Origin of the sequence: Candidatus Palauibacter sp., assembly GCF_965213655.1 — a bacterium.
Taxonomy (GTDB): domain Bacteria; phylum Gemmatimonadota; class Gemmatimonadetes; order Palauibacterales; family Palauibacteraceae; genus Palauibacter.
This window is the reverse complement of record NZ_CBDBZT010000003.1, coordinates 1,545,746-1,558,668: the sequence shown is the minus strand read 5'-3', so window position 1 is coordinate 1,558,668 and position 12,923 is coordinate 1,545,746. Positions and strand designations below refer to the sequence as shown.

General features: G+C 66.9%; 9 protein-coding genes and 3 pseudogenes. 6 read left to right on the top strand and 6 right to left on the bottom strand.

All coding sequences use genetic code 11. The features are described 5' to 3' along the window. Positions 1 to 632 precede the first annotated feature (632 nt). Positions 633 to 4,352: an Ig-like domain-containing protein gene (locus tag ACOOGH_RS09090; RefSeq protein WP_420448604.1), complete on the top strand. Its 3,720-nt coding sequence runs from the start codon at positions 633 to 635 to the stop codon at positions 4,350 to 4,352. Positions 4,353 to 4,358: 6 nt separating this feature from the next. Here ACOOGH_RS09090 and ACOOGH_RS09085 read toward each other — a convergent pair. The 3 genes and pseudogenes from ACOOGH_RS09085 to ACOOGH_RS09075 all read right to left on the bottom strand — a co-directional run. Then, positions 4,359 to 4,698: pseudogene (locus tag ACOOGH_RS09085) on the bottom strand (transposase); the annotation flags it as partial. Between the two features lie 38 nt (positions 4,699 to 4,736). Next, positions 4,737 to 5,201: a transposase gene (locus ACOOGH_RS09080; RefSeq protein ID WP_420448603.1), complete on the bottom strand. Its 465-nt coding sequence runs from the start codon at positions 5,199 to 5,201 to the stop codon at positions 4,737 to 4,739. Positions 5,202 to 5,212: 11 nt separating this feature from the next. Then, positions 5,213 to 5,413: pseudogene (locus ACOOGH_RS09075) on the bottom strand (transposase); the annotation flags it as partial. A 59-nt stretch (positions 5,414 to 5,472) separates the two neighbouring features. Here ACOOGH_RS09075 and ACOOGH_RS09070 point away from each other — a divergent pair. Both ACOOGH_RS09070 and ACOOGH_RS09065 read left to right on the top strand, forming a co-directional pair. Further along, a pseudogene (locus tag ACOOGH_RS09070) lies at positions 5,473 to 6,652 on the top strand (IS3 family transposase). Positions 6,653 to 6,908: 256 nt separating this feature from the next. Continuing rightward, a complete protein-coding gene (locus tag ACOOGH_RS09065; protein WP_420448602.1) occupies positions 6,909 to 10,175 on the top strand; it encodes a leucine-rich repeat domain-containing protein in 3,267 nt (1,088 codons plus the stop codon). Between the two features lie 117 nt (positions 10,176 to 10,292). On the opposite strand, the gene ACOOGH_RS09060 is transcribed toward ACOOGH_RS09065, so the two are convergent. The 3 genes from ACOOGH_RS09060 to ACOOGH_RS09050 are packed head-to-tail and all read right to left on the bottom strand — an operon-like array spanning position 10,293 to position 10,901. Beyond that, positions 10,293 to 10,544 (bottom strand): ATP-binding protein, encoded by a 252-nt coding sequence (locus ACOOGH_RS09060; protein ID WP_420450099.1) that lies wholly within the window; start codon positions 10,542 to 10,544, stop codon positions 10,293 to 10,295. Between the two features lie 48 nt (positions 10,545 to 10,592). Then, positions 10,593 to 10,736, bottom strand: coding sequence for a hypothetical protein (locus ACOOGH_RS09055; protein ID WP_420450098.1), 144 nt, complete (start codon positions 10,734 to 10,736; stop codon positions 10,593 to 10,595). 12 nt (positions 10,737 to 10,748) lie between these two features. Further along, complete coding sequence (locus ACOOGH_RS09050) at positions 10,749 to 10,901, bottom strand: hypothetical protein (protein WP_420448601.1); 153 nt, start codon at positions 10,899 to 10,901, stop codon at positions 10,749 to 10,751. Between the two features lie 106 nt (positions 10,902 to 11,007). Here ACOOGH_RS09050 and istA point away from each other — a divergent pair, with 106 nt between their 5' ends. From istA to ACOOGH_RS09035, 3 genes are all read left to right on the top strand, one after another. Further along, positions 11,008 to 12,045: an IS21 family transposase gene (gene istA, locus ACOOGH_RS09045; RefSeq protein WP_420448600.1), complete on the top strand. Its 1,038-nt coding sequence runs from the start codon at positions 11,008 to 11,010 to the stop codon at positions 12,043 to 12,045. Positions 12,046 to 12,326: 281 nt separating this feature from the next. Further along, the gene (locus ACOOGH_RS09040) at positions 12,327 to 12,701 is read left to right on the top strand and encodes a hypothetical protein (protein ID WP_420448599.1); all 375 of its coding nucleotides are present in this window, start codon (positions 12,327 to 12,329) and stop codon (positions 12,699 to 12,701) included. Between the two features lie 16 nt (positions 12,702 to 12,717). After that, entirely contained in the window at positions 12,718 to 12,897 is a 180-nt protein-coding gene (locus ACOOGH_RS09035; RefSeq protein WP_420448598.1) for a hypothetical protein, read from the top strand. The last annotated feature ends 26 nt before the right edge of the window (positions 12,898 to 12,923 follow it).

Here is a 12,923-nt window from a genome sequence, read left to right as displayed (position 1 = left end):
CAACGAAGCGGGAGGCGGCAGGGAACCCGCCGGAGGGAATGGCCACCTCCAGAGTACGTGAACCTGTCGAAGGAGCATCGAGATGCGAAAGCTGCTGCTGGCTTGTCTGGCTCTGGTGCCTTCGCAGGTTCAGGCGCAGGAAACGGATGAGGCGCGGGGCAGTGCCGTTTCATTGTAGAAGCCGGGATCGTCGGAGGCAACAGCGTCGCGTGTCGCGGGCACTACGTTGGCATCAGTGAGCGCGTCGCCGAGCCGGTGTCTCCGTACGGGATGGTGGAGCACTACCGGTGCGCCGACATCGCCGGGTCAGCCAACCGGATCGGCGCGTCGGTTCTCCTCGGACGTTCCGTTGGGTCGTTCGCCCGGCGTTGCGCGCGGGCATCGAGTACATCGAGTACGAGGGAGGAGACGGGTTTCCGAGGTCGGGTGCAGCCAAGCCCCGGAACGGGGGCTGATGGGCCTTTCCGCAAGGGGTCGCTACCGTCACGCTCGGAGCGGCCCGTGCGTATGCCATGGTTGAGAACTACCGATCCCGGTTCGCTGCGGCGGGCCTGTTGGCGGTAGCGCTGTCGGCTCTTTCGTGCGGTGACGGCAGCACGGAACCCGGACCCGCTCCTCCGCGCCCGGCGACCGTGACCGTCACGCCCGCGACGGCGGAGCTGACGGCCTTGGAGACGACGGTCGCATTCGCCGCGGAGGTGCGCGACCAACATGGTGCCGTCATGCCCGACGCCTCGGTGTCGTGGTCGACCAGCGATGCGCTGGTCGGGGCGGTGGACGGGGCGGGCCTCGCGACCGCGACGGGCAACGGAGCGGCGGTGGTCACGGCGACGGCGGGCGAAGCGGCCGGGGAAGCGACTTTGATCGTCATGCAGGTGGTTGCCGCGGTTACCGTGTCTCCAGCGTCGAGTCGGCTCAGTCCAGGAGACACCGTGCGGCTAACCGCCGAGGCGTCGGACGGCAACGGCCAGCCGGTTGAGGGCGCGCGCTTCGTCTGGTCGTCAAGCAACGACACGGTCGCGGTGGTGGACGCATCCGGACTGGTGCGGGCTGGCAGCACGGGGGCGGCCACGATCACGGCGGCGGTCGGAGATGTCCGGGGCATCGCGCAAATCACCGTCGCGAGCGATCAGGGGAACGACGACCGGGCGGCGCTGGTCGCACTCTACGAGGCAACCGATGGGCCGAACTGGAAGAGGAGTGAGGGTTGGCTGACGGATGCCCCGCTCGAAGACTGGGAAGGTGTTTGGGCCACCGATGGACGGGTCTCGCACCTTGCCCTCCTTGACAACAACCTCAAGGGTTACATCCCGTCAGAGGTGGGCGATCTGTCTGAGCTGATCGAACTGTGGCTCCACTTTAACGATTTGACCGGGCCGATACCGCCGGAACTGGGCAAGCTGTCCAGCTTGGAGGGGCTCGACCTAAACGTCAACAGTTTGACCGGGCCGATCCCTTTAGAGCTGGGCGAGCTGTCCAGCTTGGAGATGTTGGGCCTGGGCATCAACGATCTGACCGGTTCGATCCCGCCGGAGTTGGGAAAGCTCTCAAGCCTGAGGGAACTGGGACTCTACAACAACGAGCTGACCGGTTCGATACCGCCGGAGCTGGGCGAGCTGTCCAGCTTGGAGGTGTTGGGCTTGGGCAGCAACGATCTGACCGGTTCGATACCGCTGGAGTTGGGAAAGCTCTCAAGCCTGAGGGAACTGGGACTCTACAACAACGAGCTGACCGGTTCGATACCGCCGGAGCTGGGGCACCTCGCTGGTCTTCAGACGCTGCGCATCGGCTGGCTACACCTGTCGGGCATTATTCCGCCGGAGCTGGGCAATCTGGCCGAACTGCGGGTTATCGAACTCGGCCCCAACCGCCTCGGCGGCCCGATTCCGCCGGAGCTGGGCAACCTGACCGAACTGAAGGAGTTGCAACTGCAAAGCAGCGGCGTGGGCGGACCGCTTCCGGCCGAACTCGGCGATCTTGCGAAGCTCGAAGTGCTGTGGCTGCTCGGAAACCCGGAACTGACCGGCCCGTTGCCGCCGACACTGACCGATCTGACAGCCCTGAAGAGGATGAGCCTGAGCGACACCGATCTGTGCGTCCCGCCGACGACGGCGTTCGGGCTGTGGCTTCAGGGCCTGGACGAGGTGTGGGCCGACCCCTGCGAGATCGTTGAGGACAAGGACCGCAACATTCTCAAGGAATTCTACAGGTGGACGAACGGCGAGGATTGGAGCAACAGCGAGAACTGGCTGACCGACGCTCCGCTGGACGACTGGCATGGCGTGACCGCGGACACGGCCGACGTGGTTTCGGGGCTCGAGCTCGGGGACAACGGTCTGTCGGGCATTGTTCCGCTTGAGACCGGGGACCTGACCCATCTGAGGACGCTGGCGCTCGGCGGCAACGCCGGACTCGGCGGAGAACTGCCGGAGCGGATGTTGCGGCTGGCCCTGCTGTCGACGTTGCGGCTTGAGGGCACCGGGCTCTGCCTTCCGGGCGCGAAGCGGTTCCGGGACTGGCTGGGGCGGATCGGGGATGCGGAGGTGGAGTTGTGCCCGGACGATCACGGCAACGATGCCGGGGGCGCGAGCGTTGGCGAGGTCGGAGAACGGTTCGAGGGCGAACTGGAGAGCGCCGATGACGAGGACTGGTTCCGGCTCGACATCGCCGGGGCCGGGACGTTGACGCTGGAATCCGAGGGTGAAGCGACCCTCATTGGTGCGCTGTACGATGACCGGAATCGGCTCATGGGCCTCGATGACGAGGGCTCCGACATGGTGATCGTGAACAATGTTGGTCCCGGCTCCTACTATGTTCAGGTCTGGGGGCGCTACGCGAACACCCGGGGTGCCTATGCGGTCAAGAGTTCCCTCGAGCCGCGAGCCCCCGCCGTGGAAGCTTATCTCACCCAACCGATTCAATCGCACGACTTCGCGGTGCCGCTGGTGGCGGAGGAGGAGGCGTTGCTGCGGGTGTTCGTGATGGCTGACTCCGGAGTGGTCGCGTCGATGCCGCCGGTCCGGGCGACCTTCCACCGGGGCGAGACCGAGACGCATTCGGTCCTGATCGACGGGAGTTCGCAACCGGTCCCCTGGGAGATGGCCGAGGGAGACTTGGAACGGACGGCGAACGCCGTGGTGCCGGCCCGCGTCATCGTGCCCGGCACGGAGATGGTGGTCGAGGTGGACCCGAACGGCACGCTGGACCCGTCGCTTGGAATCGGCGGGCGGATTCCGGCGGAAGGCGGCATGGCGCTCGACATCCGCGCCATGCCGCCCTTCAACGTCACGGCCGTGCCGTTCCTGTGGCAGGAGAAGCCCGACTCGTCGGGGCTCAAGGCCGTGGACGGACTCACGGCGGAGCACGAGGCGTTCTACGAGACCCGCGAGTGGCTGCCCGTCGCCGACATGAACGTCTCGGTGCGCGAGGCAGTGTTCGTGGATTACGACCCGAAGGAGAACATGGACCGGGTGCTGGACGATCTCCAACTGCTGTACGCGGCCGATGCCGCGTCCGGCTACTACATGGGCGTGCCACCGTGGATCGACGGGGGCGTCTTGGGCATTGCGTACGTGAACAGCCACCTGAGCGTATCGCGCTTCGAGGGCCACACCGTCGCGCACGAGTTCGGGCACAACCTGTCGCTGAGTCATTCTCCATGCGGCGGCCCCGAAGGCGTCGATGGGAGATACCCCCACACCAACGGACGGATCGGGGCCTGGGGATACGACCGGCTGCAAGGCACGCTCGTAGATCCAGATGCCACCGACATCATGACGTATTGCCGCGCCAACGACTGGATCAGCGACTACACCTACAAGAAGGCGCTCCACTACCGGAATCCGGGCACCGCGGCGGTCGTCGCGCGGAGTCCCCAGCGGACACTCGTGGTGCGCGGCGGCGTTGAAGAGGGCCGCTTGCGGATCGAGCCCGCGTTCGTGCTGGACGCGCCGCCCGCGTTGCCCGAGCGAGCCGGGCCCTACCGGCTGGTCGGCTCCGACGACCATGGAGGCGAGTTGTTCAGGCTCCGGTTTGCCATGAACGAGGTCGCCGACACCGAGACCCCCGGCGCCGCCGGCTTCCTCTTCGCGATCCCGGTCGGGGACGACTGGGCCGGGGCGCTTGCAACGATCAGGCTCACCGGCCCGGAAGGGTCCGTCGCGCTCGAGGCCGGGGACACGTCGCGGCCGGCGACGACGCTGGTGCTGGACTCGGCGAGCCGCCGGATCGTGGCGATTCTACGGGAGTCGCCGGAAGCCCAGGTCGCGGCCGACGGCGCCGGCGTGCTCCCTCCCTCGACCACGCCCCTCGTGAGCAGCGGGATCCCGAGCCCCTTGGACTGGCGGCCATAAGGGACGCGCCCAGGTCGTCCGCGCGGTCTTGTTGGCGAGCGCAACTGCCACCAGCTTCTTCGGCTTGCGTGCCAGCATCCCGGCCAGCCACGGATCTGTGGATTCGCCGCGCCGGACCGCATGCGTGACAACGGTCATCGCTCCGGAGACTAAGAGCCGCCTGAGATCGCGCTGACCCATCTTCGAGATCCCGCCCAGCCTCGGCTTGCCTCCGGTCGTGTGTTGCTGCGGCACGAGGCCGAGCCAAGCCGAGGAGGTCGCGCCCGCGCCGGAAGCTCTCCATCGGCGGCGCGAAGGCCTGGCTGGCCATCGCGGTGACCGGCCCGATGCCCGGGATTGTCATCAGGGGGACTGTCAGATTTTCTGTGTAAATGGCCCTCGCACTCAAACGGGCACTCGGCCCTCGAACACGATCGACAGGTGGTTCAGGGCGCCGGTCCAGTCCTGAACGGGCCGGGTCCAGCGCTGTGACGCCCTCTCGATCGCAAGGTACAGCACTTTCCTGGCCGCCTCCGGGGTTGGGAACGCGCCGCGCTTCCTCGTCACCTTCGTGAGCTGCGCGTTCAGGGCCTCGATCGCGTTCGTCGTGTACATGACCTTGCGGATCTCGGGCGGACAATCGAAGAACGGGGTCAGGTAGGAGTGTGCTGATTTCTGTGTAAATGGCCATGGAGTAGACTCCGGAAGCGGGAGGAGACCATGGCGAGGAAGAAGGATGCAACGGAGCGGGAGGTAAACGAGCTTCTCGACAGCCTGCTGGAGGGCCGCAGCCCGGAAGAGATCATGGGCGGAGGCGGTCTTCTGGAGGCGCTGACGAGTCGTCATGCCCCGCGCGTACAGCGCGATCACCTTCTCGTCGAGTCCCGCGGAACCTCGATCTCGAACTCCGACGTGTCCGGCTTCACTCGCTTCCGCGTACGGCCGTTGCGCGAGTTGCCGCCGTTGCGGCCCTCTCTCGCGTGCTTCTCGTAGCCCAAGTGGTCGGTGAACTCGCCCTCCAGCGCTCGCTCCACCACCCGCTTCGTCAGCGCCTCCAGCAGACCGCCTCCGCCCATGATCTCGTGGAGTTGCCCCGCTTTGACGGACACCTATCCATTGGGGTCAAGCAAGGAGGTGTCCTATGGCGGGCCGGCAGGGGCGGTATCCGTCCGAGTACAGGGAGCGGCTGGTGGAACTGGCGAGGAGCGGGCGTAGCGCCGCGTCACTCGCCCGGGAGTTCGATCCGTCGGAGCAGACGATCCGGAACTGGGTCCGGCGGGCGGACGTGGACGAGGGGTTCCGTAGCGACGGGCTGACGACGGAGGCGCGCAACGAACTGCGGCGCCTGGAGCGTGAGAACAAGCGGCTCAGGATGGAGCGGGACATCCTAAAAAAAGCCGCGGCCTGACCACCGCTGCGCGGCGGTGCCCCGCGCAGGAGAGCGGATCGATCCCCGGCGGGGGTACGCGTTCATGAAGGCGCACCGGGCCGAGTTTCCGCTTCGGGCCATGTGCCGGGTGCTGGGTCTCTCCCCCAGCGGCTACTACGACTGGCTCAAGCGTCCTGCCTCGGACCGCGCGCGGCGGGACGCGCAACTCGAGGCGCGGATCGGGGCGATCTGGACCGGGAGCGGCGAGACGTACGGCCGTCCGCGGATCCACGCGACGCTCAGGGCCGAGGGCGAGCGGGTGGGCCAGAAGCGCGTGGGGCGGCTGATGAGGGGCTTGGGGATCGAGGGCGCGACCAGGCGGCGTTTCAAGACGGCGACGACGAAGAGGGACACCGAGGCCCGGCCCGCGCCGGACCTGGTGAGGCGGGACTTCTCGGCCTCCGGGCCCGACGAGCTGTGGGTGGCCGACATCACGTATGTGCCCACTTGGGCGGGCTGGCTGTACCTGGCCGTTGTGCTCGACGTCTGGAGCCGTCGCGTCGTCGGCTGGGCCATGGCGACGCACATGCGGACCGAACTCGTCGAGGCCGCGCTGTCGATGGCCCTCGCGCGCCGTCGTCCCCGGGGGCGCATCGTCCATCACTCCGACAGGGGTTCGCAGTACACCTCGCTCGCCTTCGGGGAGCGCTGTCGCGAGTCGGGCATCGCCCAGTCCATGGGCTCGGCGGGCGATGCGTACGACAACGCCATGTGCGAGTCGTTCTTCGCGACGCTCGAGTGCGAGCTGATCTGGAAGCGCTCCTTCCGCACGGCGGACGAGGCGCGACGGGAGGTCTTCGGCTTCATCGAGGGCTTCTACAACACCCGGCGGCTGCACTCCGCACTCGGCTACGAGTCGCCGGCAGACTACGAGAGGAACCATGCGGCCTGAGGCGCACCGGCGGCGCGCACGGACGTCCTCTCCCGAGCGCCTGAGAGAGGCCGAAAGGAGAAGAACCCGAGACGATCAACCACAGAAACTAACCGTCCGTGAAAGCGGGACAGCTCCATCTTCCGGGCTGCGGCCCATTTCACCCGTCGACTAAGACGGGGTAAGTTAGGCGACGGGGCTATAAGGCCCTTTAGTCGCCGCCGTTAGCGTCATGCTGACGGTGCGGTTTCTCACCAGACTCGAAAGCGGATCCATCGTGAAACACGCCGACTCCTCTTGCGTATCCCGTTACCTCCCCAGGCCGCCCGCCCGCGCCCATACGGCCCGTACGGTCGCCATGGGCGCTCTGCTGTTGGCCATCCTCTCCTGCGGCGGGGAGGAAACGGCGGGGCCGCGGCCCGGGCCGCCCCCTCCACCGCCGACAGCGAACGTGCCGGCGAGGATCACGCTGGAACCGGAGACGGTGGCCGTCGTGGCGGGGGATACGCTCCGAGTGAGGGCGCGCGTCCTGAATGAACGGGCGCAGCCGATCTCCGACGCGGTGGTGACGTGGACCAGCACCGATCCCGCGACCGCGACCGTGGATGCGGCGGGGCTCGTAACCGGGCTCAAGGAGGGCAACGCGAGCCTGACCGCCACGTCGGGCCCCGTCTCGAATTCCGCCCCGGTAGCGGTGCACAGCCAGGATCGCGCGATCCTCATGGACCTCTACGCGGGCACGTTCGGCTCCGGCTGGACCAACAACACCAACTGGGGAACGGACGAGCCGGTCGAGAGCTGGCACGGTGTGACGGCGAACGCGAACGCCCGCGTGACGGCGCTCAACCTGAGCGAGAACAACCTGAAGGGTCAGTTGCCGGCGAACCTCGGCGACATGGCCTTCCTCACCGAGGTGGTCGTAAACGGAAACGCGGAACTCGAGGGTCCGATCCCGCACTCGCTCACCGAACTCGGCATCCAGCAACTCCAGTACGGCGGGACGATGTTGTGCACGGTAAGGGACGAGGACTTTCAGGCATGGCTGAACGCGATTCCGACGCGTGACGGCGCGTTCCTCGCATGCAACGAGGAACGCGCCGACCTCATGAAGCTCTACGAAGCCATGGGCGGGGAGAGCTGGACGCAGTCGGCCAACTGGGGGACCGATGCCCCGTTGGAGAACTGGTTCGGCATCTCGGTCGACGATTCCACGGGGCGGGTCATCTCGATCAACCTGAACCGCAACAACCTGTCGGGAGAGGTCCCGACGGAGATCCAGTACTTCCCGCACCTGCGGCGTTTGCGTCTTGACTACAATGAACTGGAGGGCGAGGTCCCGCCGGAAATCGGCGCGCTCACCGAACTGCGGCGGATGGACATCGACGGGAACAACTTCACCGGCCCGATTCCTCCGGAGATCGGGAACCTCGTCAACCTCGATACGCTCTGGATGGGCGGAAACCAGATGAGCGGCCCCATTCCGCCGGAACTGGGCAACCTCGCCAGCCTCCTGGAACTCCACCTGTACGAGGCCGGTTTCGACGGTACGATTCCCGAGGAGTTCGGGAAGCTCACCGAACTGAGAGTCCTCCGCATTACGGACACCGACCTCGAGGGCGGTTTGCCCGAAAGCCTGACGGCACTCGGGAAACTCCGTCGAATCCTCCTCTACGAGAACGAGTTGACCGATCCGCTCCCCTCCTGGCTCGGGCAGCTCGACAGCCTTCGGACTCTTTTTGTCTCCAATAACATGATCGAGGGCCCGATTCCTCCGGAACTGGGACAGATAGACAGCCTCGCGTTCCTGTTCTTGGACAACAACAAGCTCGCCGGTCCTCTGCCGCCGGAGCTGGGTGACGCAAGCGAACTCTACCGCCTATGGGTGCACGGCAATCCCGACCTGTCGGGCCCCTTGCCGGAAGGCTTGACGCAGCTCGAGGAACTCTGGGAACTGATGGCGGAGGACACCGGACTTTGCATGCCCCGGACACCGGCTTTCCGCAACTGGACGGAGTCCGTGTATTTCAAGTACCGGATCCGCCTGTGTGGGGGGGAGGCCCACGCCGAGGCCTACCTGATTCAGGCGGCACAGTCGCGCGAGTTTCCCGTCCCTCTGGTGGCCGGCAGGGAGGCACTCCTGCGCGTGTTCGTGACGTCCGAAGAGGACACGGGGGCGATGATCCCTCCGGTCCGGGCCACCTTCTTCGTGGACGGTGCGGAGGTGCGCGTGGAGGACATCCCGGCGGGTTCGTCCGTGATTCCGACGGAAGTGCAGGAGGGCGAACTCGATCTTTCGCCCCACGCGGTGATCCCCGCCGAGGTAATCCAGGAGGGGCTGGAGATGGTCGTCGAAATCGACCCCGATGGCACGCTCGATCCGAATCTGGGCGTGTCGAGGCGCATCCCCGAGAGCGGGCGGATGGCGGTGGATGTGAAGGCCGTGCCCCCCCTGCTGCTCACACTGATCCCGTTCGTCAGAACCGCGGACAACGATCGCGCGGCCGTCTCGTTTGTCGTCAACGCCGACGCCGAGGACGAGTTCTTCTTCCAGACAAGGACCTACCTGCCAGTCGAGGAGTTGGAGATCACCAGGCATGAGGCCGTCACGGTCGACGCGAACAGCATGCTTGAGATTCGGGACAGGGTCGGGGCGATCCGGGTCATGGAGGATGGGATCGGACACTGGATGGGCCTCACCGCGTCGTCCATTGGCAACATAAACGGCATTGCGACGTTTCCGTTCGTAACCGACAGCATCACCTATAACGGAAAGGCCGCCGTCTCGCGGCTGAACGCGGAGACGTTCGCGCACGAACTCGGGCACAACATGAGCCTGTTCCATGTGCTCTGCAGCGGAGGAGAAGGAGGCCCGGACCCCAGCTATCCCTACGAGGACGGGGGGAGCGGCGTCTGGGGATATGATCCCCGAGATGGCGGTTCGCTCGTACCCCCGGACCGGCCGGACTTCATGACCTACTGCGACCCGACGTGGGTCAGCGACTACTACTTCTCAAACGCACTGCGCTTCCGGCTCCAGGACACGCTCGAGGTGTGGCGGCCCCCGGCGGCAAGCCGAACGCTGCTGGTTTCAGGCGGCGTCTCTGCGGACGGCGAACCGAGGCTCGACCCCGCGTTCGTGGTGGATACGCGGCCGGTGCTGCCGCATGCCGGCGGGCCGTGGCAGTTGAGCGGTCGTCGCCGGGACGGGAGCGAACTCTTCTCGCTCAGTTTCCAGATGGTCGAGGTGTGGGATGGCGACGGGGGGGGTGCATTCGCCTTCGCCCTTCCGGTAGAGGCCGAGTGGGCCACGGAGCTTGCAAGCCTTTCGGTCTCCGGGCCCCCGGGCAGCGTCGAGATAACGCAGGGGAGCGAATCTCCGATGGCGATCCTGCGCGATCCGGACACGGGCGCGGTGCGCGCGATCTTCACGGACCTTCCGTCGGGACCGCTCGCCCAGAGCGCGGCGGAGGACCTTGCTCCCGAGCCGGGGCTCGAGGTGATGGTCAGCAGCGGGCTCCCCGGCGCGGCGGACTGGCGGCGCTGATTCCGGCTCCCTTGGCGTTCCTCCTGCGCTGAGTGTCAATCGGCGGTGAAGATGTCCCGGTTCGACGGCTGCCCCGCGGAGGGAGCGGAGCGGGGCAGCGGGCCGGGAGCGCGGTGGTCATGACCGACCCTCTCCGGACGCCGGAGATTCGGCGTCTATCCGGCTCGCCAGCGGATGGATCGCCTTCGAGAGTTCGGCGTGGCGGCGCATCCGGTAGCTGTTTCCCTGGATGTTCACGATGTGGCACCGGTGGAGCAGCCGGTCCAGCAGGGCGGCGGCCATGACCTCGTCGCCGAGGATGCGGCCCCACTCTTCGAAGCCCTTGTTGGAGGTGAGCACGGTCGAGCCGTTGCCGTAGCGCCGGTTGATGAGTTGTGTCCGGTTCCGGTTTTCTGGACAAGGGGACGGCTTTGAACATCATGCCGCCCTCCGGCTGAGCTTCTCGCGGGCACGGGCCGGGGTCATGTACCCGTGGCGCTGGAGAAGCCAGCCGTTGTTGTAGCGCTCGATGAAGGCCCCGATCACCTCTCTGGCCTCCTCGAGGGTTTCGAAGTGGTGCAGATAGATGCACTCCTACTTGAGCGTGCGGATGAAGCGCTCCGCGACGCCGTTGCACTCCGGCTCGCCCACGTAGGCGGGTGTGGAGCGGATGCCGAGCCATTTGATCTCGGCCTGGAACTGCCTTGCCCGATACTGCTGTTGGCGGGCGTTGAAAACTGCACACATCCGGGCATCGAAAATGGCACGGTCCGGGTGGGTGCCGGGGGGTCTCTGGAGTAGCGGATCGTGCCGCGTCACGATGGCGTCTTCACTCGCAAGAGGAGAAGACGCGATGATCGGGAGAGAGACGCGGGTGCTTCTGCGGCACTACCTGGAAGAGGGCGCGAGCAAGGCGGAGGTGGCGCGGCGGCTGGGGGTCAGCCGCCGTACGGTGCACCGCTGGATCGCCTCGGGACAGCTGGACCGGGAGCTGGACGACGAAGCGGTCAGGTACGGACCGCGTCGCCCGTCGCCGTCGAAGCTGGATCCGTACAAGGGGATCATCGGGGCCCGTCTGGCCGCGTACCCGAAGCTGAGCGCGGTACGGCTGTTCCGGGAGGTGCGGGCGGCGGGCTACGCGGGCGGCTACGACCAGGTGAAGCGCTACGTGCGGGAGGTGCGGCCGCGGGAGCCGGAGGAGCCGGCCAGGCGCTTCGAGACGCCTCCGGGGCACCAGGGGCAGGTGGACTTCGCCGACTTCCGGCTTCCATGGGGCAGGCGTCACGCGCTGGTGGTGGTGCTGGGCTACTCGCGTCTCATGTGGCTCGGCTACTACGAGCGGCAGACGATGCGGGTCGTGATGCGGGGACTGGAGTCCTCCTTCGCCTACTTCGGCGGGGTGCCGTCGGAGCTGCTGTTCGACCAGATGAAGGCGGTCATCACCGCCGACCGACGCGCGGAGGGCGGTCGGCTGCTGGAGAACGGGGAGTTCCTGCGCTTCAGCCGCCACTGGGGCTTCCGGATCCGGGCCTGCCGTCCGTACCGGGCGCAGACGAAGGGGAAGGTGGAGCGTCCGATCGGCTACATCCGGAAGAGCTTCTTCTACGGCCGGGAGTTCGTCTCCGACGCCGACCTCAACGCCCGGGCCCGGCGCTGGGTCGAGGGCGAGGCCAACGTGCGGATCCACGGCACGCTGAAGGAGCGGCCCGCCGACCGCTTCGAGCGGGAGCGGCCCTACCTCACGCCTCTGGCCGCGCAGCCCTACCGGTCGCTGGCCGCGCCGCCGGAGCCGGAGGACTCCACGACCCGTGAAGCGACACCGCCGAAGATCGTCGAGGTCGAGCGCCGTCCGCTGGCCGAGTACGCGAAGATCGCAGGCGGGGTGTCGTGAAGCGGCCCTCGCACAGGGAGCGCATCGCGGCCGGGAGTGTGCTGATTTCTGTGTAAATGGCCATGGAGTAGACTCTGGAAGCGGGAGGAGACCATGGCGAGGAAGAAGGATGCGACGGAGCGGGAGGTAGACGAGCCTCGGCTACGAGTCGCCCGCGAGCTTCGAGGCGCGCGAGCGGGGAGCGGCGGTATGACCCACGAGCCGTCCTCCCCTCCCGGGGACTGGTCGGAAGAGGAGGAAACCACCACTGTTAACCGTCCACCAAAACGGGGTAAGTCCACATGGGGTATTACTACGAGCGGGGCTGGCTCAGCGACTACTACTTCGAGAAGGTGATCGAGTACCGGGAAAGGGTCGAGGGGGACCGGGCGCGGGCATTGGTCGCCGCCGCACGACAGGAATCGGAGGTGCTGGTGCTGTGGGGCGGGGTCGTGAACGGCCAACTCAGAATCGAGCCCGCGTTCCGGGCCACCGCGCCGTCACGGCTTCCGCAGCAGACCGGCCAGTACCGCATCGAGGGAGTGGATGACTCGGGCGCAACGGAGTTCTCGCTAACCTTCGCGCCGGGCATGGACCAGTTCGGCGACAAGTACTTTTCTGTTCATGGTTCCGGTCGACTTCGACTGGGCGAGTTCGTTGGACCGGATCACGCTTAAGGGACCGGAAGGCACGGTGAGCGTGAGTGCCGACGCGGATCGTCCGATCACTCTCGTCACCGACCCGGAGACCGGATCGGTGCGCGCCATCCTGCGCGACTGGGGAGGCGATCTTCCCGACCCGCTCCGGCGAATCGGCGACGCCGGCTTCTCGACATCACGCGGCTTCCGGGATGCGGTCAGGCTGGGGAGGTGACGCCCGCCAGTCCGGATGCGGTCGCG

Coding starts and splice junctions, on each gene's coding strand:
- ACOOGH_RS09050 (WP_420448601.1), bottom strand. CDS start 10,901: ATGTGTGCAGTTTTCAACGCCCGCCAACAGCAGTATCGGGCAAGGCAG.
- istA (WP_420448600.1), top strand. CDS start 11,008: ATGATCGGGAGAGAGACGCGGGTGCTTCTGCGGCACTACCTGGAAGAG.
- ACOOGH_RS09040 (WP_420448599.1), top strand. CDS start 12,327: ATGGGGTATTACTACGAGCGGGGCTGGCTCAGCGACTACTACTTCGAG.